General features: G+C 41.1%; 17 protein-coding genes and 1 tRNA gene. 5 read left to right on the forward strand and 13 right to left on the reverse strand.

Annotation, left to right across the window (positions count from 1 at the left end):
- Positions 1–12: 12 nt before the first annotated feature.
- The 8 genes from ABTP35_RS01200 to ABTP35_RS01235 all read right to left on the reverse strand — a co-directional run bounded on the left by ABTP35_RS01200 (position 13) and on the right by ABTP35_RS01235 (position 12,972).
- Complete coding sequence (locus tag ABTP35_RS01200) at positions 13–1,287, reverse strand: MFS transporter (protein ID WP_375334393.1); 1,275 nt, start codon at positions 1,285–1,287, stop codon at positions 13–15.
- A 167-nt stretch (positions 1,288–1,454) separates the two neighbouring features.
- The gene (locus tag ABTP35_RS01205; RefSeq protein ID WP_207037005.1) at positions 1,455–2,162 is read right to left on the reverse strand and encodes a FadR/GntR family transcriptional regulator; all 708 of its coding nucleotides are present in this window, start codon (positions 2,160–2,162) and stop codon (positions 1,455–1,457) included.
- 251 nt (positions 2,163–2,413) lie between these two features.
- Positions 2,414–3,271, reverse strand: a complete 858-nt coding sequence (locus ABTP35_RS01210) for a PKD domain-containing protein (protein ID WP_375334394.1) — start codon at positions 3,269–3,271, stop codon at positions 2,414–2,416.
- A 23-nt stretch (positions 3,272–3,294) separates the two neighbouring features.
- Positions 3,295–4,701, reverse strand: a complete 1,407-nt coding sequence (locus ABTP35_RS01215) for a RagB/SusD family nutrient uptake outer membrane protein (RefSeq protein ID WP_313790242.1) — start codon at positions 4,699–4,701, stop codon at positions 3,295–3,297.
- Positions 4,702–4,743: 42 nt separating this feature from the next.
- A complete protein-coding gene (locus ABTP35_RS01220) occupies positions 4,744–7,797 on the reverse strand; it encodes a TonB-dependent receptor (protein WP_275650477.1) in 3,054 nt (1,017 codons plus the stop codon).
- A gap of 472 nt (positions 7,798–8,269) precedes the next feature.
- Positions 8,270–8,617: a cupin domain-containing protein gene (locus tag ABTP35_RS01225; RefSeq protein ID WP_207037019.1), complete on the reverse strand. Its 348-nt coding sequence runs from the start codon at positions 8,615–8,617 to the stop codon at positions 8,270–8,272.
- 4 nt (positions 8,618–8,621) lie between these two features.
- Entirely contained in the window at positions 8,622–10,871 is a 2,250-nt protein-coding gene (locus ABTP35_RS01230; protein WP_275650478.1) for a heparinase II/III family protein, read from the reverse strand.
- A gap of 355 nt (positions 10,872–11,226) precedes the next feature.
- Positions 11,227–12,972, reverse strand: coding sequence for a polysaccharide lyase family 7 protein (locus tag ABTP35_RS01235; RefSeq protein ID WP_375334395.1), 1,746 nt, complete (start codon positions 12,970–12,972; stop codon positions 11,227–11,229).
- A gap of 392 nt (positions 12,973–13,364) precedes the next feature.
- Between ABTP35_RS01235 and istA the strand changes: the two genes are divergently transcribed.
- Positions 13,365–14,888: an IS21 family transposase gene (gene istA / locus ABTP35_RS01240; protein ID WP_375334253.1), complete on the forward strand. Its 1,524-nt coding sequence runs from the start codon at positions 13,365–13,367 to the stop codon at positions 14,886–14,888.
- Positions 14,889–14,912: 24 nt separating this feature from the next.
- Positions 14,913–15,650 (forward strand): IS21-like element helper ATPase IstB, encoded by a 738-nt coding sequence (gene istB / locus ABTP35_RS01245; RefSeq protein WP_207037074.1) that lies wholly within the window; start codon positions 14,913–14,915, stop codon positions 15,648–15,650.
- A gap of 2 nt (positions 15,651–15,652) precedes the next feature.
- Here the strand turns inward: istB and ABTP35_RS01250 are convergent, their stop codons facing one another.
- A complete protein-coding gene (locus ABTP35_RS01250; RefSeq protein WP_375334396.1) occupies positions 15,653–16,186 on the reverse strand; it encodes an RNA polymerase sigma factor in 534 nt (177 codons plus the stop codon).
- A 127-nt stretch (positions 16,187–16,313) separates the two neighbouring features.
- On the opposite strand from ABTP35_RS01250, the gene ABTP35_RS01255 reads away from it, so the two are divergent.
- Positions 16,314–16,577, forward strand: coding sequence for a hypothetical protein (locus ABTP35_RS01255; protein ID WP_129654180.1), 264 nt, complete (start codon positions 16,314–16,316; stop codon positions 16,575–16,577).
- Positions 16,578–16,722: 145 nt separating this feature from the next.
- Here the strand turns inward: ABTP35_RS01255 and ABTP35_RS01260 are convergent, their stop codons facing one another.
- Positions 16,723–17,292 carry a BfmA/BtgA family mobilization protein gene (locus tag ABTP35_RS01260; RefSeq protein ID WP_375334397.1) on the reverse strand — a complete coding sequence of 190 codons (570 nt, stop codon included), beginning with the start codon at positions 17,290–17,292 and terminating at the stop codon, positions 16,723–16,725.
- A 245-nt stretch (positions 17,293–17,537) separates the two neighbouring features.
- Between ABTP35_RS01260 and ABTP35_RS01265 the strand changes: the two genes are divergently transcribed.
- Positions 17,538–17,798 (forward strand): hypothetical protein, encoded by a 261-nt coding sequence (locus ABTP35_RS01265; protein ID WP_293294710.1) that lies wholly within the window; start codon positions 17,538–17,540, stop codon positions 17,796–17,798.
- Positions 17,799–18,047: 249 nt separating this feature from the next.
- Positions 18,048–19,043 carry an IS110 family transposase gene (locus tag ABTP35_RS01270; RefSeq protein WP_293294709.1) on the forward strand — a complete coding sequence of 332 codons (996 nt, stop codon included), beginning with the start codon at positions 18,048–18,050 and terminating at the stop codon, positions 19,041–19,043.
- A 212-nt stretch (positions 19,044–19,255) separates the two neighbouring features.
- On the opposite strand, the gene ABTP35_RS01275 is transcribed toward ABTP35_RS01270, so the two are convergent.
- The 3 genes from ABTP35_RS01275 to ABTP35_RS01285 all read right to left on the reverse strand — a co-directional run bounded on the left by ABTP35_RS01275 (position 19,256) and on the right by ABTP35_RS01285 (position 22,180).
- Positions 19,256–20,524, reverse strand: coding sequence for a DoxX family protein (locus ABTP35_RS01275; protein ID WP_375334398.1), 1,269 nt, complete (start codon positions 20,522–20,524; stop codon positions 19,256–19,258).
- Positions 20,525–20,632: 108 nt separating this feature from the next.
- The gene (locus tag ABTP35_RS01280) at positions 20,633–21,880 is read right to left on the reverse strand and encodes a site-specific integrase (protein WP_375334399.1); all 1,248 of its coding nucleotides are present in this window, start codon (positions 21,878–21,880) and stop codon (positions 20,633–20,635) included.
- Between the two features lie 226 nt (positions 21,881–22,106).
- Positions 22,107–22,180: transfer RNA gene (locus tag ABTP35_RS01285), tRNA-Pro, on the reverse strand.
- Between the last annotated feature and the right edge of the window lie 11 nt (positions 22,181–22,191).

The raw sequence follows: 22,191 nt of genomic DNA on the forward strand, positions 1-22,191 counted from the left end.
GAAATTTTATTTTTATTGATTCTTTATTTCTACAGGTCCTATTTCTTTACATAGCTTAAAGACAGCAAACACTCCTAATGGAACAAATGCAGCTATGATTACAAAAGCTGGTGTATACGATGTTTTTGTTATGATAGGTATCAAAAAATTCATGATGATAACCGATAAAATCCCAACTGTACCACCAAGCCCAGCCAGTGTTCCAACAGATTTTCCACTAAATAGATCACTGGGCATGGTTTGGATATTGGATATGGCAAATTGAAACCCAAACAATACCACCGCAACAATAATCACAAATTTGGTAGGGCCATCTGCGAAGAGAATGGTAGAGACCAATCCCAAGAACATCAAAAGGCCTCCCATCCAAATGGTTCTTTTTCTAGCTTTGTCAACCGATTGTCCCATGGCCACCCACCTTTCGGTAAGGACACCACCAGAAATACTGCCCACAGCAGCACCAACAAAGGGAACCCATGCAAACATTCCTATTTCCTTTACATTAAAACCATAAGTGTTCTGTAAGTAAATGGGCATCCAGCCCACAAAAAGCCACCAAATGGGCTCAAGAAAAAAGCGCGATGCCAGTATTGCCCAAGATTCCTTGTATGAAAGGATTTGCAATATTCCCAAACCTTTTCCCTCTTGGTCCTTATGTCTGCCCAAATGTCGTCCAGAGATAATGTATTTCTTTTCCTTTTGAGTAATCCATGGATGGTCCTTGGGTCTCTTTTTATTGAAAACAATCCATGGAATAATCCATAAAATACCTGCCGAACCTATGATTATAAATGTAGTACGCCATCCAAACCCCAAATACAAAAACGCTATTAATGGAGGCGCCACTACGGAACCCAATGAGGCTCCTGCATTGAAGATACCTTGACCTATGGCCCTGTCCTTTACAGGAAACCACTCAGCATTGCTTTTTACGGCTCCCGGCCAATTACCTGCCTCTGAAACACCCAATAGTATCCTAAAAAAACTGATGGACATCACTCCCCTACCAAAGGCATGCATCAAGGATGCCAACGACCACACAAAAATGGATATGACATAGCCCAGTTTCGTACCCACCTTATCATACATCTTTCCCGAAACCGACTGTCCAAGGGCATAGGCCACCATGAATACATTGAGAATTATGGCATAATCGGATTCACTCATTCCCAACTCTTCGGAAATGCCCGGCCACATGATCGCGAGCGCAGACCTATCTATGTAGTTGATTATTGTGGCCAAGGCGATTAAACCAATGATCCACCATCTAAGACCTTTAACTTTCATTGTCTTGTTTTAAAGCTAAAGGGATTTCAGAAGATTTTCTTGCCCATTCATGGCAATATTGTGCCATCTTGCCAAGATATTTGCATCTTGTGCAATTGGTAAAATCCCTCTCGCTTGATTCTTATTTTTAACAGAACTGTGACAACCCGTGCAGATTGCCCCGATCCTTAAATACTTTTATTGTAACAGAACTGATATAAGTCCTTAAAATGCTCTTTCATTTTTTCTTTGGCCAATTGTGGGTTTTGCTCTTTGATGGCCTCATAAATGGCCCTGTGTTCTTGGATTCCCAAAAATGCCCTGTTCTTATCACAGACATGATACTTTTCGAAATTGTTGATGATTCCGGGAGTTATTACCAGCATCAGCGTGTTTATGGTACTGTTACCACTGGCCCTGGCAATGGCTAGATGAAAAAGTAAATCCTCTTCTACTGCACTTTTCCCATCAACCACCTTGGATTCGTATGCATTTAAGGCTTCTTTTATTTCCTCCAAATTTTCATCTGTTCGCCTAAGAGCAGCAAGCCTACAGGTTTTTAACTCCAGTAAAATCCGAGTTTCCACCAATGATTTGAAATCGGGCTCCTGAAGTCTCAATATATCCTCCATCATCCCGTTCATGGCCACTTGGCCAATATCTGCGACAAAAGTGCCGCTTTGTGGCTTTGACTTTAACAAACCATAAAACTCCAGTGTTTGGATCGCTTCCCGAACATTGCTTCTACTCACACCGAACTTATCAGACAACATACGTTCGGAAGGCAACTTATCACCTGGTTCCAAATTTTTGTAATTAATCAAATCCCGAATCTTTGATATGATCTCATTTTGAATTTTTTGATTCTCGTTCTTTGCTATAACATCTAATTTCATTGGGCTCTTAAAGTTTAAAAAACTGGTTAACCAGATTGGTATGTCAAATTTAATAAATTATATTATTTCTTTTCCAAATAGTCTGGTCCGTTTTTCGGGTTTTGCCATTGCCCTTTTATTGATGGACAATGACCCCTCTTTAAATTAACCAACTCAGAATACTTTCAAAGTTCTGAAACTGTAATTATTTATCCTCCAATTACCTTTGGTTCCATTCATACCATCAACAATCATTTTCTGCTCTTTGTGACTTATTCCACATGTTCTATCATTATATCGTCCACCCTGCCTTCTGCAATATTGTTACTATCCAACCATATTGCCACTGTATCCGATGCTCCGGGATTAAAGAGTAGCGTGAGTTTGGTATAATCAAACGTACTGGTTTGATCGTCTCCCAAAACGGATGCAATGATGGCATCCTCTGCTTCGGAAGCATCTTCAATGGTGTTACCAAGCACGGCCAAGCGTATGTGCCCGCCTGCAGGAGCTGACGCCAGTGTATAATAGAGCGTTATCCTATAATCGGCATTTGGGGTCACCGTAAGCTCTTGATAAGCTACACTTTCAGCTCCCATATAAATCCTTGCGGCTTGATCGCCTGTTCGCACTACACTTGTACTTAGTCCAATGTTGTTGGCACCGGCTATTGCCCATGCATCATTTCCATCTCCTGCTCCCCCTTCCAAGGTCCCTGCCTCGAATCCAGCTTCCAGAATCTCAGGAATGAAAATAACAGGTCCTTCGGGTTCCCTTACGCTTATGTTCTTGGTTTGTACACTTTCCACGCCCAATTTGTCAGAAGCGGTAAGGCTTACCTCAAAATCCCCTTCTTGCGAGAATGTATGTTCCGGTTCGTTTTCAGTGGAAGTGTTCCCATCTCCAAAATCCCAGATAAAATCTGTGGCACTGGATGATAGATTCGAAAAGGAATACGTTAAGTAATCATTGTTGCTCTCACTAAAATCAAAATTAGCCTCGGGAAGTGTAAGGTCTTCTATAGAACCTTCCTCGGGCAATATGTTTTCCTCACAAGAGTAGACCATGGCCACCAAAAACAATGGCATTAGATTTGCCCAATGGTTCACGAATATTTTTTTATATAACATCTTTCTTCTTTTTTTAAATTTCATCAATACCCTGGATTCTGTTCCAAAAGTCCTTTGCTTAGGTTAATCTCACTACTTGGAATTGGAAGCAGGAGAGTGGTAGAGGTAAAATTGTAGCCATTCTCGGTTGCATAGGCCGATAGTACATTTTGTGCCTCTCCCAGACGCAGCAAGTCAAAAAAGCGCTGGTTCTCAAAAGCCAGTTCTACCCTTCTTTCATTTAATAGGTCTTCTTTGGTTATGGTCGCTACCGTTGTTGTGATGCCTGCCCTATTCCTAACTTCCTGAAAAGAGGCAATGGCATTAGAGCTTGTTGTGGCCTCGGCACCGGCCAAAATGGCTTCCACGTGCATTAGCAGTACATCCGCGTAGCGCAATACGATCCAATCATTTCCTGCCAATCTAGGATCACTGGCAATTGGGGCTATCCCCAAGTTTTCGTCCCCGTTTGGAATATATTTGGCGACCTGATATTCAGAAGGTTGGATAACGTCTTGACGAATTGAATATAGCGTCCTATCCCCTCCATATTGATCAAATGCATCACGCATTTCTTTCGTAACATAATTTACTCCAGCAGTATACCCAACAGCATTTAACCATTCCGAAGAAAACCCTTGACTATCTTTGATAAGATCTGGTTCATAGCCTACTGCGAAAATCACTTCATCATTGCCTTCATTATAAAAAACATCTTTGAAATTGCTTTCCAGTGAAAATCCTCTTGCCGGTTTCATTATTGATTCACACAAGGTCTGTGCTTGGCTGTATTCACCAATGGTAAGGTAAACTTTTGCCAACAATGCTTCAGCAGCGGCTTTGGAAGCTCTATTCTTATAGCCATCTCCAAGATTGGCCACTGCAGACAAAAGATCTTCCTCAATGAAATCATATATGATCGAGGATTCGATTCTTGTATAGGAAATCTCGGTATCCAATGGAGCAATCACTTTATCCACCAAGGGTACATCCCCATAAAGTCGAACCAAATTAAAATAGGCATACGCCCGTACAAACTTAGCCTCACCTTCGAACCTTGCCCTGTTGGCATCCGATGCCACCCCTAAATTGTCGAGAACAACATTGGCCCTGTAGATTATATTGTACATGCTCCTGTAATAATCCGCTACTATACCATTGGTTGCCCTAATGTTATAGTTAACGAACTGTGCTTGATCGGCGTCGGAATCGACAGCTCCTTTGCCCCTGGTATTATCGGTACGCATTTCCGTTACATAGAACTCATATTGAATGGAATGGTTAGAAGAAGTGCTCCTATCGTTCGTTCCCTGAATTCCATCGTACATGTTCAAAATTCCCGACTCCAATTCTTCATCTGTCTTAAAATATCCTTCCTCACTGACCGCAGAAGTGGGTTGCGGCTCCAAAAAATCCTTACTACAAGAAATTGCAGTAAAAATGAAAACCATTGGTATTATTATTTTTAAAAACTTCATGATTGTGCTGTTTATTTAAAATTCCAAGTTAAGCCCTAGGGATATGGTGCTAAATATGGGCGACCCTCCCAATTGATAACCATAGGTCGTTGCACTGGTCCTTCTTATTGATTCTGGATTGAACCCCGTGTAGTCATCTTCCGTCAAATACATGAGGTTCTGTCCAGATGCGTAAATTCTTGCCCTTGTAAAGACCTTGGTCCTCTTCAAAAAATCCCTTGGAAAATTGTACCCGATGTTTACATTCCGCAAAGCGACATACGAGGCATCTTGGATGATGCTATTTGTAAATATTTTTTCCCTGATAAAACCTTGATTTGGAGTTGTAGCAGGGTCATATTGCTGAGTACTGTTAAAATGATTGAACAAATATTGATCTGCCATATTCCTGACCTGGGCTCCGTGACTACCTTGAAACATAAAGGAGAAATCAAAATTCCCAATTTTGACATCGTTGGTGACGCTCCATAACAAATCCGGATATGGGTTGCCCAATATGGTCCTGTCATCATTATCTATCAACCCATCACCGTTCAAATCTTTGACGTATACTCCACTTGCCTGAGCGCCAACGGGGTGATATGGATATAGGATGTGTTCTGGAGAAATCTCTTCATCGACCACCCAGCCATAAAACGATGATATGGGTTCTCCTTCCAGATTGATCCATTCTGCAGCTCTTTTTGAATCCACCGACAAAATTTGACCATCTGAATCCGCAAAATCCACCAAGGTATTCTTGTTCTTAGATCCAATAATGGTTGTGGACCAGCTAAAATCCGAGCTTATTATATTTCTTGTAGTGAGTTCAAGTTCATACCCCTCGTTTCTAACTTCCCCAAGATTGACAAGGGCATTGCTAAAACCAGTTGTCGTTGAGACTGGATTGTATAGAATCAGCTTATCACTCTCTTTATTATAATACTCGAACGAACCCGCAATTCTATTTCCGAAGAAACCAAAATCCACCCCAGGATTAATCTCCTTGGTTCGTTCCCATTGCAAATCCGGATTGGCAATGTTGACAGGGTTAAAGGCGGACACCAAACTTCCGCCAACCACAGCAGTGGAAGGCTCCAATAGAGCCAAATAAGGATAATTATCGATAAGACTACTCCCGGTATTGAAGGATTCATTGCCGGTAATACCATAACTGAACCTAAATTTCAGGTTACTTATGACATCGCTGTTTCTCAAAAAGTTTTCCCTAGCCACATTCCATCCTACGGACGCTGCTGGAAAGAACCCATATTTATTGTTTGGTCCCAAGGCTGAATTACCATCACGCCTTAAGCTCAGGGACAGCAAATACTTATCCTTATATGCATAGTTCAATCGGCCAAAAAGGGAAAACAATCTTTTTTCATATTCTTCCGATTGTGCCAACGAAATCGTGGTTGCTGCCGTAATGGTTTGAAGCAGATCTGAATCATATCCAGTTCCCCGTACAGATTCATATTCGGTGTCCCATGTCTCTGAAGAAACCCCAGCAACAGCGGTTACTTCATGATTATTGAACATTTTGTTGAAGGTAAGATAGTTCTGTGTCGTCAAATGAAGGACATTTTGCGAGCTGATGTCCAATTGAGCGGCCGCAGCTCCATTTCTACTGGCCTGAACACCCTGCCATCTTCTATTTTTTGCATTTTGAAAGTCTCCGGAAAAGACCGTTTTAAAACTCAGGTCCTTGGTGATATTGAACTGTCCATATACAGTTCCATATACCTTGAACCTATCCTCGGTTCTATCCCTTTCCAGGATTTTTGCTGCGGGATTTGTATTTGAGGTACTACTGATACTTACTGAACTTCCATTACCATAAAGATCATAATCATCAAAATGGCGCTGCACCGCATAATCCCCTATTTGCACATCAGGGTAAACATCCCTGTTCACGTACTGGATTGTATTGGCATCATGATATATGGGCAGCCATGGAGCCTGTCTTAAAATATCGTGTGTAGAACCATCAAACCTATCCTTATATGTGAATGTCGGTGTAATGTTGGCACCAAAGGAAAATAGGTCACTGACTTTTGTATCAATTTTCAGGGTAAGGTTATATTTTTTAAAATCATCCTTCAGCAACACCCCCTCATCATGGGTATAATTGCCTGAAATACTAAATTTGGTGTTCTTGCTCCCACCTCTGGCCCCTATGGAATGGCTCGTGATTATCCCTCCTGTAAAAATGATGTCCTGCCAATCCTCATCTATGCCAATTTGTTGTTTGTACTTTGTTCTATCCGATAGGGAACCGGTCGCCACAAGCTCGGCTTGGGCCGATTCATTTACAGAAAAGTAATAGGCATCACTTTGCCTGGCCCTTTTGTACCCTGTATAGGTATTGTAGGTAAAGCGTGTTTTTCCTTCTTTTCCCATTTTTGTGGTAATCATAATAACCCCTCTACTTCCCCTGGAACCGTAAATAGCGGTTGAAGCGGCATCTTTCAATACCTCAAAGGACTCAATGCTGTTCATGTCCAAAGCCCCGAGGTAATCATTGCCCACCACTTGACCGTCCACTACGATCAATGGAGACAGGGCTCCGGATATCGATGCGGTTCCCCTTACCCGAATAGTGGGGGCTGAACCGGCTTCTCCTTCGGTTGCCTGTATGTTCACCCCGGATACCTGGCCGACCAAAGCATCGTCCACCCGGGACACTGCGATTTGATCAAGATCTTCGTTGACCACTTTTGAAATGGCTCCTGTAAGGTGGCTTTTCTTTTGGGTTCCATACCCTATGATAACCACTTCATCCAATTCACTTGCGCTTTCTTCAAGAACAATGGAGTAAGTTGTGTTATCGGAGATGGTAATGTTCTTCGTCTGGTATCCCACATAGGAAAATTGTAGTACCTCGCCCTTAACGGCATTTATGGTGAACTTTCCATCAAAATTGGTATATACACCTCTGTTGGTCCCCACAACGATGACGTTGGCCCCTGGAATGGGAACATTGGAACCATCAGACACCGTACCTGATACTACAGGCTGTTCCTGTGCGTAGGAAAACAGTTGCAAAGAAAATAGAGCGAACAATGTCAATTTAATTCGTAATTTCATTAGTTTGTTTAAGTTAGGTTTCTGTAGTTTGCTTATTATACCCCTTGAGCAAAATATGCTTCGGGCCCTGCGTATTCAATACCCAATCAGAACAGGATACGTTCCATTGTTTTCTATTTTTAATATCTTTACAACAGACGTGCTGTCTGACCGGCAGACATGTTTACATATTACTTCCCTCTTACTTGAAGTAATTTCATAAAAAAGGATAGGCGTGCACCTATCCTTTTTCTTTATGTTTCATTTTGTACCATAATTCTGTTTTAGATTTATTTATTTTGGTCAACCAATCTGGTAAACCAATTTAGTCAACCAAATATAATTTATTAAGTCCTTATAAAAAAGAAGGTTATGTTAAAATTTTATAGTTATCTCGAAATTAAATCAATTTGAAAGAGCAAATCATAAAAATTGAATGCGCCTTTTGTGTTATTTGTCAAAATAACAACCTATTTTTTCATGAAAAACTTGTTTATTCTATGAAATCTTCCCTTATGGGGCTAAACACATCCAACAACTCACCATCTTCGAGACAAATGGCTCCGTGTAATACATTGGGAGGAATATAAAATCCATCTCCTTTTTTTAAAATAGTTGTTTTGTCTCCTATCGTTACCTCAAACTTGCCCTTCTGTACATACGTGACCTGGGAGTGAACGTGCTTATGCATAGGTCCTACACCTCCTTTATCAAAAGCAACATGTACTAGCATTATGTTATCATCATAGCCCATTATTTTTCTATAGACCCCCACTCCGGCTTTTTCCCAATTGATCTTATCCCCAAATAAAAATTCTTTGCTTTTCCCTAATGATTTCATCTGTCTATTTTTTATTTTGATATGTATAGGGACCGACCCATTCATACAGTTTGCCGTTTATGGTCAGCCTGTGTTTTTTTGATTTGTCATTTTCGGTATTGGCAAGAATAAAAATTTTGTCCAACCAATTCTTTCCTTTGATTTGTACCCCTATGTAATCCTTATTGTTGTATATGACCTCAATATGCTCAATATTACTTTTGGCATTCTTTGCCATTTCGGTTACCGGACTATAGCTACCATGAGGTTCCATTATGGAAACAAAGAGCGCGTCTTTTGTTTTTTCCTTTCGATGTATTATCACTGGGTCTCTTCTTAAATTGTATTGAGGGTCATTAGCCCCCAACCTTCCCAATAAGAATTGTTCGTTTTGGGATACTATGGTGGTAAGAGTATAAAAATGGTTTTGATGCATCCAACTGAATGTGGCATTACTTTTTTTGCGGAATTGCCCCTTACCCTCCAGAAAAATATGCTGGTATCCGTTTGCTGTGCCCAATGGCTCCAAGGTCGCTGTAGCTTGATAGTCAAAACCGAATTGAATGGGCTGACCGAGATAATGTAAGGGTAAATCATATTTAGCGGGTTTTTGGGAATTCACCCTCAAAATGTCGAACACAAATGGTTTCCCATAGGTTTCTTCTTCAATCATCGCCATGGTTCTGTGCATCTGTGTATCGGTATATGCATTTGACTCCACTGCACTGATTATTTGAACTTTAGAATTGGAAGCATCAAAAAAGTAAAGATTGGAATGATACTTACTTCCAATCTCATAGGTTCCCTGAAAGTGGGAGGTTTCATCCTTGACCAAAGTGTTATGGGCTATGGTTTGCTTGGCCCAAGTGTTATTTTCTTTAAGATAGTTACCTCCACCCTTTTGTTCTATGTTTACATAACGGACCATTCCATAGTCCTGCACTACTTCCTTCCCCTGTTCATAAAGGGAGTAGGAAAGTTTATCATAATGACCATGACTGAGTCCTTGGGCCGTGTATTTAAATACAAGTGTCAACGATTCGTCTTTGCTCCTCAATACACTCAACCCTCCTTGTTTACCATTGGCCCCATCAGAAAATTGCATAGATTTTCTCTTGAATGGTCTACTTGTATTTTGATTCACCCCTTTGGCCACTTCCATGCCCGCATCACTTAAAATTACTTTTCCTTGTTGTTCCGCTATATGCAACAAGGAAGTATCTTTTCCTCCATAATAATAAGACAAATCAACCGCTGTCACCAAGGAACTGGTTTGATAGGACATTCCTTTCTGGGCATCGTTCAATGCAAAAAAATCTCCATTTTTGTCGGTAAGTTGCAATAAGGTATTTACGGATTTGAGCAATACACTGTCCTTAAATTCAAATATCCCCAACTCTGGTCTTGCATTGTGGAGCGATTGGGCAAATATTAAGAAAGGATACATGGCATACCTTTGATAATAAGGGCCTTCTGTATAATATCCATCTGGACTAAAGGGTTCGTCCAAATTGGCCAAAAAACCTGATTTTCCATTTTCCGTTTTGATAAATCCGCCATCGTTATCCTTGGCATTGGGCTCGATATTATCATCGGGCAAACCATATAATGCCTTTTGTACCAATTCATCATCATCCATTACCAGACCTATCATCCCTACCGCTGCATTTCCCCAAGTACTGTGATTATGTATCCTGTTAAAGAACTTCGGGTTCCCTGTTGATAGAAAATCAGCAAATGGTCGAAATAAATTAATCTCTAAATCTTGTCTTTGCTTTTTGGAAAGCCATTCATAAATACAGTCATATGCTTGACTGGTATAGACCAACCAATTGGCATCATTGAGACATTGCCAAAAAAGTTTACCTCGGGCATAGGACCTTTCTTTGGGGTGCAAGGGTAACGTAGGGTACATATCAGCATATTGCATGAGCATGTCCCTAACATAAATAGCATACTTTTCATCATCCAAAACCTGATATAATAGTCCGGCCTTTTGCATGGTCAGGTAGTTGAGTTTATGCCTTTCGTGGGTATATCCCCCGGAATAATCCTTTGGGATGGGCACATCGATTCCAGATGAGATTTCCGCGTCTACCTGGACCTTTACTTGTTCTAAGGAAACATCAAAAAGTGGAAGTTCTCCTAGCTCCCTCTGTATATTCACTACACCTTCTTTGGTTATGGTCAAGGATGGATGCTCTTGTGAACTGGCATGGCCTGGGATAAGAACCAATAAGTAAAGAACATGTAAAGCTTGAACTATACGGTTCATACACATACAGATTTTACATTATCATTATAGTATTTTGAAAAAGCGTTTTTACAATTTTGCTTTATTGGTATTGAACTGTGATTGTTTTGTTGTTTAGGTACATCAAACAGGAATAATGTGATCAAATATAGAAATATCATCGATTAATTGGTTTACCAATTTGGTTTACCAAAAATATACATATTTATCACACTGGCAAATTTTACGCTCAAAAAATTATAATATCTAAAAATGTAAAGTGAAAAAATAAATTCATCGTATTTAATAGCTGTAATATTTCGTGTTAAAACCAAAAAAGGCAATGAAAAACAGTTATTTGCCCTTCATTGCCCTATATGTCAGATAAAGTTATAATCTAATTGTGCTGGGTTATCACTTGGTATAATGTAACCTCTGCATAATCGGTATAATTACCGTTCCACCTAAAATAATTGCCAGTTTTAAAATAATTGTCATATTCATATCCATTGGATTTGTAATCATAAAACGTTTGATAGGATTGATCGATTCCTTTTGCAGGGCAAACAATGGCGCATTTTAGGACACCATTTTCCACTTTGAGCTTCACGGTAAACTTTTCATTGTCGACCTGGGCCAAAATCGGTTTTTGAATATTGGCACTCGTCCATTCTTCCCCAGAGGTAGATGGACTGGTGTAGTACTCCAAAATTAACTGCCCATCGGACCACAATACTTTTACCGTTGCCGGGGAACCTGAAAATGAACCTCCTGGATATCCATGAATTTGAGCCACATAGGTTTGTGCATTACCTTCACACTTTACAACTTGAAGGGTGGATTCCATGAGATGGGTTCCTGAATCCATGGCCCAGTTGTCCGAATTTGTCTGGTTGCCCTGCCAACGCTCCCGAAACTCAGTTCTACAGTATTTACCTGAGTTCAATTCCTCATAACCTGAGGTGGTATATCCTGTATATTTGGTGTACATTCTATAAGATCCATCGCAGTTCCATGAAAAGTAATCTTTTTCTTGTGATGATAAGTTATAGTTCTCCAAATCATCCCACTCTATTGAAGTAGCCTTGTTATTTCCCCCGTCAATGGGAACGGACAGGTACCAATGGCTCCAATTGATATTCTGCCCAAGGACAGGGTTATCCGAGTCTCCAACAACTTGAAGCTCCAAAATGCTGTTCCATTGGTTAAGCGAATTACCATTACCTTCAAACTTAAGTGAAGACACCTCATCATTGGGAAGGTCATAGCTTTCAAACTGATTTGTTAATCCGCTACTACTATGGTCCAACATTTGATACCAAGGGGAATTATCAGAGGAACGTCCATACACCTTAAAGTCAGCAATACGTTCATCTCCCTTATGCCATGCTATTTTTAATGAGTCAACCACTGGGCTATCATGGCCAAAATTCAAAATAAGTTCTGTCCCCAATCCTTCCCCTGACCATCTTGAGGTCAAATCCCCATCTGCTATATTGATAGCGATGTGATCACCGTCTTCATCAGTTGCATACATATTGGAAAAGCATAGTTTATTACTAGAGGCTTGTTGCTCCGACGTCCCCCAGACCTCAACTTCGGAAATGCTGTTCCAAAGATTTTCTGAATTACCATTACATTCAATTTTAACATAGCGCGCTGGTGCATTAATGGCATATTCTTGAAATTGATCCGTGGATCCACTACTAGTCAATGTATTTATTAACTGCCAATTTTCTGATGGTGCTGATTTTACCCAAAGTTTAAAATCCTGTGTTCTTTCATCACCTTTGTACCAAGCTATTTTTATGTTGTCTACCATAGTTGAATCAGTACCTAGATCCACACCTATCTCTTGTACAGAACCTTCGGCTGACCATCTGGTATTTAAATCATCGTCATATATATTATCTGCTACATTTGGGCTCTGCTCCCCTGTTGCGGCAGCTGCTTGAATCTCTAGCTCCACTAAAGTTGAACTCAACAATAGCGAGTTAAACTCCAATTTTGTCCTATCCTCGATTGATTCCTTTTCGCATCCATTTATCAGAACAACCCCCGCAATCATTCCTACTATCAAAATCAATTTCTTATTAAGCCTAATGACTTTATCAATGTTCAATGAAAATATTGTGTTTATCATAATATCTTTTTTTGGTTGTCCAATTTGGTTTACCAATTTGGTTTACCAAAAACACAAATATATTCGACAAATGCAACTTTTCACATATTGGTGGATGAAACAGATTCAATTGCCTGATTCAGGTCAGGTTATTTAAATGAATAATTATCAATAGTGCTCAATGACCATCAAGTCGATGACTAAATGAAATATTTGAGTTAATGTTTAAGTCCTCTGTTGGAAACGCCGGACATAGTATACCACCCTCGCTGGGTTAAAGTGACCATAGCTGGCCGGACGAAAGTGACCCACCTTCGCCGGGTCAAAGTGGACCACCTTTAGATTAGATCTATCTGTAAAAAGTCTAAGTGCTTTTTTTGTTAAAAAGCACCATGGCGAACAAGCAGATAGACATGCGAAAGACAAAACTGATTTACAAACTTTACACCTCCGGCATGAGCAAACGGGGGATAAGCCAACAATTGGGCATATCCCGTGTCACGGTCAGGAAGTACATAGAATTCTTCAAGCGGTACCGTTTTACGGCCTACGAAGTGGAGAAGATGACCTTGGAGGAACTCCACGGCCTTTTTAAGGACGGGCAAAAGCGCAAGAGCCAACGGTTGCTGACCTTAAGGCAGTACTTTCCCTATTTTGATAAGGAAATAAGAAAGACCGGGGTTACCCGACAGTTGCTCTGGGAGGAATATTATGCCAAGCATCCCGATGGCTTCAAGCTCTCACAGTTCAAGTACTGGTACGCCGAATGGCGCAAGGAGACCTCGCCGGTAATGCACATGGAGCACAAGGCCGGCGACAAGCTCTTTATAGACTTCACGGGGAAGAAACTCCACATTGTTGACAGGGACACCGGTGAACTGAAGGAACTGGAGGTGTTCGTTTGCATACTGGGCAGCAGCCAATATACTTATGTAGAGGCCTGTGCGAGCCAAAAACTGGAGGACTTCATCCGCTGCACCGAAAACGCACTATGGTTCTACGGCGGCGTACCAAAGGCCCTGGTACCCGACAACCTGAAGTCGGCGGTCACCAAGAGCAGCCGTTACGAGCCCAAGGTCAACGAGGTCTTCGCCGACTTTGCCGAACACTATGAAACGGCGGTACTGCCCACACGTACCTATAGGCCAAGGGACAAGGCCATAGTGGAGAACGCCGTGAAGATAATCTACACCAGGGTGTTCGCCCCTTTACGGAACCAGGTCTTCCATAGCATGGCCGATATCAACATGGCGATAAGGGAACTGTTGGAAAAACACAACACAATGCCGTTCAGGGGAAGGGAATATTCCAGGCGTTCACTTTTCATGGAAATCGAGAAGGGCGAACTGATGCCGTTACCGGCGAAACGCTATGAGGTAAAACGATATGCCCAGGCCACCGTGCACAAGAACAGCCATATCTATTTTGGGAAGGACAAGCATTATTACAGCGTGCCCTACAGGCATATAGGCAAACAGGTCAAGCTGGTCTATACCGACAGTATCGTCGAAATCTACCATAAGCACGAAAGGTTCGCCGTACATACAAGGGACAGGAAAAAATACGGCTATACCACCTTGGCCGACCATATGCCCTCGCACCACAGGTTCGTAAGCGAATGGAGCAGTGAAAGGTTCATCGATTGGGCGGGCAATATCGGTGGACACTGTAAAGGGTACATCATTGCCATCCTGGAGAAGAAGCAACACCCGGAACAATCCTATAAGTCCTGTCTGGGCGTGCTCCACCTTGCCAAAAAGTACGGAAGGGGACGTCTTGAGAATGCGTGCAAACGTGCCTCGGAATATGGTGCGTACAATTACAATATGGTCGAGCGCATCCTGAAAAAGGGATGGGACCAGATCGATGAACGTATGGACGGGGATATGGAAATGCCCGAGCACAACAACATAAGGGGAGGAAAATACTACGAATAGGAACAATACTTAAAAACAGAACATATGAACGAAAAAACAATGCAATTGATGAAAGAAATGAGGCTCTATGGAATGCACAGGGCCTTCACCACAACAATGGAAACCGGCGGTCCGTCCACCGGTTACACCAACGATGAACTGATCGCCTATCTCGTCCAGAGCGAATGGGACGACCGGCACAACCGTAGGATAGAGCGATTGACCAAGTCCGCAAGGTTCAGGTATACGGCCGTCATGGAGGCCATCGATTACCGACCGTCACGCCAACTGGACAAGAACCTGGTCCGGAGGCTCGGTTCCTGCGGGTTCATCCCTAAAAGGGAAAACATACTTATTACCGGTAGTACCGGTGTGGGGAAAAGTTATCTGGCCTCGGCCATCGGCCACCAGGCCTGCTCCTTGGGGCGAAAGGTCATGTACTTCAACACCGCCAAGCTCTTTACCCTGCTCAAGACATCAAAGGCCGACGGTTCCTATCCAAAACAGATAAGCAAACTTGAAAAACAGGACTTGCTCATCTTGGACGACTTCGGCCTTAAACCATTGGACAACATCAACAGGCATGCGCTTATGGAGATCATCGAGGACCGTCACGGCAAAAGGTCCACTATTATAGCATCACAACTACCAGTCGAAGTATGGCATGACATCATAGGTGAAAAAACACTGGCCGATGCCATTCTCGACCGTTTGGTGCACACGGCACACAGAATCGACATAAAAGGAGAATCAATGAGAAGAAAATTGAAAAATAAAAACTAAGTTTAACCCAAGGATAGATCAAATCTAGGCAGTTCGTTTACCCTGGTCAGTTTCATCCGGCGAAGGTGGGTCACTTTACCCGGCTTATCCATTTTACTGTCATCCAACAAGGGCAGGACGCGTTTGATACTTTCGAACTTTTCCTGTTCTCCTTCTTGTAGTTTAAAATTGGTATTGTCCTCACTAGGGTCATACCCGACCATATAGTCTTGGTAATTCTCAAAACTCTCCAACGAGTGGACTTTCCTGAAAAACCTGTTCTTAGGGCGTGTATAGTATGAAATACACTCCCTTTTCATCACAAACCGCAAGAAAAAATAAATATGCTTCGGGGATTCCAAACTGTCCCTATTCACCCACAACTTCAAGAATACATCCTGAACCAATGTTTCCACAACAAAACCATCATCGAGAAAGCTCTTGCCCAACCAGAAAATCTGTCTACGGTATTGGGTATAGATTTCTGCAAAAGTCGAAGGGCAACCTTTCTTCAATAATTCAAGATGCCTGTAGTTGATATTTGAAATCACTAGCATAAAATTTCAATGAATACTTACCAAATGTAATCATTTATTTATTAATCGTAATTATTAATTTATTATAAGTATATTTTACAGTACTATAAATGAATTACTTGTCATTTTAGGGTTAACAAATACGCCCATGACAAAAAAAGATGATCATAAAGACCCTGCACTGGTTTCCATAGGTTCAATGTTCGAGACGGGAAAAATTCGAAAGATGTACACTCTTGCAGAATTATATCCGACCAGAATAGCGAAATCACTTGGTATAAATTATGGAAGGTATATGGTCAAGCTGAACCATCCCGACAAGTTCACTATGGGAGAAATAGTGAGACTTGCAGACTTACTCGATATAGAACCTGACATGATAACCAAGGTTATATATTCTGAATTAAAGTAGCTCATGCAATTACTGGAAAGTATCTAACAGTATGACTTACTAAAAGCGAACGGAACGCAGTGAAGTGCTGCAAGCGTCCCAAAACTTACCCTTAACTAATACTACTGAGCGAGGTAACTTTATCCATTGACCGGATATGTTCTTCTCATAGTGCTTGGGAATCTAAAGGTCTGTTGGCTTCAAGTTTATATCGTTCCAACCTCCCTTCCGTTATTTCAAGCTTCAGATAACTCTTTCCAAAACTGCTCTTGACCACCTTGACCTTTTCAAGAATATCCTTTAAATCTGTTTGAAGTGCAGCTGCCTTTTCCTCCAAATGTTCATACTTGATCCTGGGAACCATTACCTCTCCCTCAAACTTCGGGTATGGCCTTGGTGGATTCTTTTCAATCATATCTTCAAGAAAATCATCCTCTTCATCTTCATTATCCAATTCTTGGTTAAACAAAGCCTGCATCATACCAATGGTAGGCAAGGTCTGGTTCTTTTCAATGTCCCTGATTATGGCAATGACAGCATCCGTCCGTTTCCTGTTCTTGATGATTTCCTGCCCAATACTCTTTTCAAACCGTTCCGATGGCAAGAACCCATGCCATTCAAAAAAGTCCATAACCATATCCAAGGTATGGGAATAACTCTTGCCCACCCTTTTTGAAAAGTCCTTAAACCTGGATAGGGTCTTTTTCTTTATCCGTACTGCTCTAAAATCATCCATATTTCAAGTTTTAAGGGGTATAATTGTTACAATTCTTTTCAGTGATTACAGGAAACCCCAGCGTTATTGTAACAATAAATTTTGTGGTTCCTAAAATCAAACATTTCCAGAAACCCTTATAAACAGGGCTTTTCCAAAGGAAAATGAATCAATAGCGTCGCTTTAGCGCGCTATCCTCTTGCTATTCCCTTAGTTTAGCGATGGCCATTTGCATAGAGCTTTCTTTTAAGATTATAGTCATTTAAATGACCGTTGTCTTTCACTCGGGAATACCCTCGATGACCGTAAGTGGCCACCGACCGATAAAGGAGGATTACGCGCAAGGAAAGTCCAGGACTTATGCTTTTCAAATCCTTTTATCGGTCTTCTCTGAACAGGATCAGATGGAAATTCAGGCTTCAAGGCCTATTGTCCAGGGTTTCGATACAGGTTCAGATATCCCCTTGGTATGGAACCGGTCCTTTATGACACGTCCCAGTACCAGAACATATATCGCTGTCCATTGAGAGGGACCCGGGTATTGCCTATCTTGGGACTTCATTGATATTGGACGGCAACCAGACCGATAAAGACGTATTAATTGCTTTTCAAAGTTCAGGACTTATAAGGAAGGATTAAATGCTTTATCGGTCATCTTCTGGGCCCGCATCATATGGAAATTCAGGCTTGAAGGCCTATTATCAGGGATTAGATAATCGTTCAGTTGTCGGTTGTACTCTAATTCATGGATCTCTCATTTTTTAAACTTTTTTATCATGGAAAAATCTGACTTCAAGTATTTTGTTGGCGTGGACATATCCAAAAAGTCCTTTGACATCGCCATTATCGAAGGGGACGACACGTCCTCGTTCGTGTTCGACAATTCACAAAAGGGCACCAGGGCGTTCATAAGGCTGCTCAAGAACAGGGACATACCCTTGGAAAGCACCCTGATCTGTCTGGAACATACCGGGATATACGGTAGGCCGTTGATCGCAAGGCTGTTGGAAAAACAGGCCAATTTCTGCGTCGAGATGTCGTTGAGGATTATCCGTAGCCTGGGGATACAACGCGGCAAGAACGATAGGCTTGACGCCATCCGGATCGCACGGTACGCCGCCAAGAACCACAACGAGGTCGAACTGTACAGGCCGTTACCGGAGATCCTGGAAAAGGTCAATGCCCTGCTCAAGGTAAGGGACCAACTGGTCAGGTTCAGGGCCGACCTGGGCAAGCACCCCAATGAACTCAAGACCTTTGACCCGAAACTTGGGAAGCTGGTCCAAAGGCACATCAAAAAGACCACCAAGTGCCTCAATGACGAGATACACCGCATAGAGGGCGAGATAGAGGCCCTTGTGCTCTCCGATGAAAGGCTGAACACCACGGTGCGACTGGCGACGTCCGTTACGGGGATAGGTCTGTTCACGGCTCTATACTTCACCATCTTCACCAATTTTTTCACCAGGTATGAAAATCCCAAACAGCTTGCCTGCTACTGCGGCGTTGTGCCCTTCGAGCACACATCCGGTTCCAGTATACAGAAACGCTCCAGGGTGCACCATATGGCCAACAAGATGATGAAAAAGCAATTGCACATGTGCGCACTTGCGGCTGTCAGGCACGATCCCGACCTGAAGGCCTACTATGAAAGAAAGGCAGAGGAGGGAAAGAACAAAATGTTGGTCCTCAACAATGTCCGAAACAAGCTTGTCCTTAGGGTCTGTGCCGTGGTAAAACGGCAAAGCCCCTATCAAAAAAACGTGGCTTGAGACCAATATCATTATTTTAATCACTTTATTCATTTTTGCCTTGTTTTTAACATGGAAATCCTTCGTCCCGCAAGCGGGACCGAATAAATACAGCATGATTGGAAATCAGCTGCCCTTTAATTTTATATTGATTCGTACGGACTTTTGGAAAGTCAAATCAAATATGTGCCGTACTAATTCATGTTATAGAACACATGATAAAATATTGAACTTTATCTATTGTTCGGAAATTCGTTAATCCAATGAAAACCTCTTTTCATAAGATAAAACTCATTCTTATCCTTTATCTCAAAATCAATCCTAATGCTATCTTTACCTTTGGTTCCAGTAAAAACCAAAACACTATCCCTTAACTCGTATTGGAAGTTAAAGGTTGAAGATTCTTTGAATGGTTTTATTTGAATTGTGGTGTTTATGGTATCCACTACACTTTCTGCATAAAGAATATCGCCATTCATTTTAGTTATGTTGGAACTGTATCTATCGACTATAAATCTTCGCCATCTATTTTTGTCGGTCAACAACGGTTCAGTAGTATCATTGTTCACGACAAAAGTTTCAACTTCGTAAATTCCATATAGACTGGGCATCTCTGCTTTTCTCCCATGCTTCCATTGGTTACTATAATTATTTGTAACCATTACTGAAGTGATAAAGAGAATGACAAAGCCTTTCACAAAAAGACCGAGTTTAACATATCTCCTGTTTTTAAAGTATGGTTCTATTTTATTGGCAGGAACCGGCTTGTTCAAAACGAAAAAATTCAAAAGTCCCGTAATGTCCTTTGATAGTATAATTATGGACAGTATTACCAAATGAAATGAGAAGAGCTTTACAGGCACATCGTAACTCATGTTCAAGACAAAAACATTAAGCATTATTCCGAACGCTAAAATGGCCCCAAGTCTAGTGGTCTTTCTAAAAAAAAGAAGTACTCCCGCCATAACCTCCATCACACCAGTGAAAATGATGTAAGGAACAGAATATCCCATAAACTTCCATAGTAAACCCATTGGAGAAATTTCACCAAATGGCCTTAACATATCGGTAAGACCAGGTTCCCAAAATTGATTAGGAAACACTTTGGCAAGACCATAGGTCAACATTGTGAATGCCAAATAATAACGGATATAAACGGCAGCAAACCTTTTAATTCTTCCAAAGAAATCCCTTGCCCTATCAAAAATGAGCCAAATCGTTGCAATAATAACCGAAATTGCTCCTTGCACAAGAAGTTTAAAAAAATGGTAGCTCGTATCCCCGCTACCATTGACACGTGTAACAATATCACCTTGATAGCCTGCACCGTCCTTTACCAGTAATAAAACCAACCACTGCCAAAACTTATCTACATAAGATGAAATGCTTTCTCCAACTTTGAACGGTAGCCATTCCAAAGGAAACGGAAAGATGTATAAAAAGAAATAGGTAATTAGAAATAGTGTTCCCCAAAAGGTAAAATTATCAAATATCCTCTTCATAGTTTTATGGTCATTGATGGCTATTCTGTTATTAAACTGGAGAAACTATCTTCTCAAATATAGTTATAACTAAACAATTAGTTTAAACATCATTACTGGAGATTACTATTAGCTTCCTGTAGAATCTTTTTGCTCATTTTTTTCCATATGATAAATAAGGTTCTGCATATCCTCCCCTATCTTGTTTTCCAATACCCTTGCATAGATTTGGGTAGTGGACAGTTTGGTATGTCCAAGCATTTTGGAGACTGTTTCTATCGGGACTCCATTGGACAATGTTACCGTTGTGGCGAAGGTGTGTCTAGCAGTATGGAATGTCACTTTCTTGTAAATCTTACAAGCTTTGCAGATTTCCTTTAAGTAATAATTGACTTTTTGATTACTATAAACTGGTAATAAAACTTTCATCACTTTCCTTTCATTGGAGTTTTCATATTTCTTGATGATTTCCTTTGCCTGAGGAAGTAATGGGATTTTAAGTACCTCGTCAGTCTTAATTCTTTTGGTAAACAACCAGTCATTTCCGTCTATTCCCTTGAGAACATGGTCTGGTGTCAATGCTTTGAGATCGATATAGGAAAGACCAGTATAACATGAGAAAAGAAAAACATCCTTACATTTCTCAACCCCTTCCTTTTTAAAAGTAGTTTCTTCAATCAACCTCATTTCCCGTTTTGTCAAATATGCCCGTTCGGTTTTCTCAAAGCGAAGTTTATAGTTTTCAAAAGGATCTTTTGCTATCCAATCCAACCGAACGGCCAACCTTGACATTTTCTTTAACCTTTCCATGTGCTTCATGGCCCCGTTATTGGTACACTTGGTTCGTGTCGATGGTCTGTACTTTCTAAGATATTGTTCAAAGTCGGATATAAAACGATAGTTCAACTTTTTGAGCTTTATATCCTCCATCCCATATTCTTCTTTTAAAAATAGGCCTACACATCGTTCTGTGATATGGTAGTTCTTTCTGGTTCCCGGACGTAAAGAAGTGTGCATAGTTCCATTGTGATAAGCAATTAATTGCTTCAATGTTTTTCCGCCCTCATCTTCCCCAAAAAATCTTGCTTTGATAGATAGTGGAGTGATTACTTTTTCTTCTGCCATCATCAATCTATGAGCCTCATGTAGTCCTGTATAAATTTGGTCCAGGTACTTGTTAAGGGAAATTACATAACTGGAAAATCCCTTGCCCCTTTTACGGTTATTGTCCCATAAATTGGCTTTTATCTCCCGATTTATACTAAAATCGGTGCGCTCACCATCGATGGTGATCCTACAATAGACAATTCGGTTCTCGGATTGAACCTTGTGCTTTCTAGTAAAGAAATTGATTGTTAAACGATTGTTTTTCTGCATGTTGCAACCTTTTAGAGTGTTAATACTGTGAAAGTCAAAACACAAGAAAAATGGTTCTAAAAGTCATTTAAAGTTACAACAAGAACTGTAAGTGTTTGCTCCCGATGGGAACACGCTTGATATGATTTTAGATGATTTTAAATGAATTCAAACGATATGCCTAAAAACACAAAACACTGAAAATCATAAGATTAACAGTGTTTTGATTTTACTTAAATAAGGTAAGTCGGGATGACTGGATTCGAACCAGCGACCACACGCACCCCATGCGTGTACGCTACCAGACTGCGCCACATCCCGAAAAGGGATTG

The sequence above is a fragment of the Flagellimonas alginilytica genome, assembly GCF_042134605.1.
Taxonomy (GTDB): domain Bacteria; phylum Bacteroidota; class Bacteroidia; order Flavobacteriales; family Flavobacteriaceae; genus Flagellimonas; species Flagellimonas alginolytica.

What these genes read in the sequence shown, in the direction of transcription:
- ABTP35_RS01275 (WP_375334398.1), bottom strand. Translation starts at nt 20,524, where the DNA reads ATGAAGAGGATATTTGATAATTTTACCTTTTGGGGAACACTATTTCTA.
- ABTP35_RS01230 (WP_275650478.1), bottom strand. Translation starts at nt 10,871, where the DNA reads ATGAACCGTATAGTTCAAGCTTTACATGTTCTTTACTTATTGGTTCTT.
- ABTP35_RS01250 (WP_375334396.1), bottom strand. Translation starts at nt 16,186, where the DNA reads ATGCTAGTGATTTCAAATATCAACTACAGGCATCTTGAATTATTGAAG.
- ABTP35_RS01205 (WP_207037005.1), bottom strand. Translation starts at nt 2,162, where the DNA reads ATGAAATTAGATGTTATAGCAAAGAACGAGAATCAAAAAATTCAAAAT.
- ABTP35_RS01260 (WP_375334397.1), bottom strand. Translation starts at nt 17,292, where the DNA reads ATGGATGATTTTAGAGCAGTACGGATAAAGAAAAAGACCCTATCCAGG.
- ABTP35_RS01210 (WP_375334394.1), bottom strand. Translation starts at nt 3,271, where the DNA reads ATGTTATATAAAAAAATATTCGTGAACCATTGGGCAAATCTAATGCCA.
- ABTP35_RS01280 (WP_375334399.1), bottom strand. Translation starts at nt 21,880, where the DNA reads ATGCAGAAAAACAATCGTTTAACAATCAATTTCTTTACTAGAAAGCAC.
- ABTP35_RS01270 (WP_293294709.1), top strand. Translation starts at nt 18,048, where the DNA reads ATGGAAAAATCTGACTTCAAGTATTTTGTTGGCGTGGACATATCCAAA.
- ABTP35_RS01235 (WP_375334395.1), bottom strand. Translation starts at nt 12,972, where the DNA reads ATGATAAACACAATATTTTCATTGAACATTGATAAAGTCATTAGGCTT.
- istB (WP_207037074.1), top strand. Translation starts at nt 14,913, where the DNA reads ATGAACGAAAAAACAATGCAATTGATGAAAGAAATGAGGCTCTATGGA.
- ABTP35_RS01225 (WP_207037019.1), bottom strand. Translation starts at nt 8,617, where the DNA reads ATGAAATCATTAGGGAAAAGCAAAGAATTTTTATTTGGGGATAAGATC.
- ABTP35_RS01265 (WP_293294710.1), top strand. Translation starts at nt 17,538, where the DNA reads ATGACCGTTGTCTTTCACTCGGGAATACCCTCGATGACCGTAAGTGGC.
- ABTP35_RS01200 (WP_375334393.1), bottom strand. Translation starts at nt 1,287, where the DNA reads ATGAAAGTTAAAGGTCTTAGATGGTGGATCATTGGTTTAATCGCCTTG.
- ABTP35_RS01255 (WP_129654180.1), top strand. Translation starts at nt 16,314, where the DNA reads ATGACAAAAAAAGATGATCATAAAGACCCTGCACTGGTTTCCATAGGT.
- ABTP35_RS01220 (WP_275650477.1), bottom strand. Translation starts at nt 7,797, where the DNA reads ATGAAATTACGAATTAAATTGACATTGTTCGCTCTATTTTCTTTGCAA.
- istA (WP_375334253.1), top strand. Translation starts at nt 13,365, where the DNA reads ATGCGAAAGACAAAACTGATTTACAAACTTTACACCTCCGGCATGAGC.
- ABTP35_RS01215 (WP_313790242.1), bottom strand. Translation starts at nt 4,701, where the DNA reads ATGGTTTTCATTTTTACTGCAATTTCTTGTAGTAAGGATTTTTTGGAG.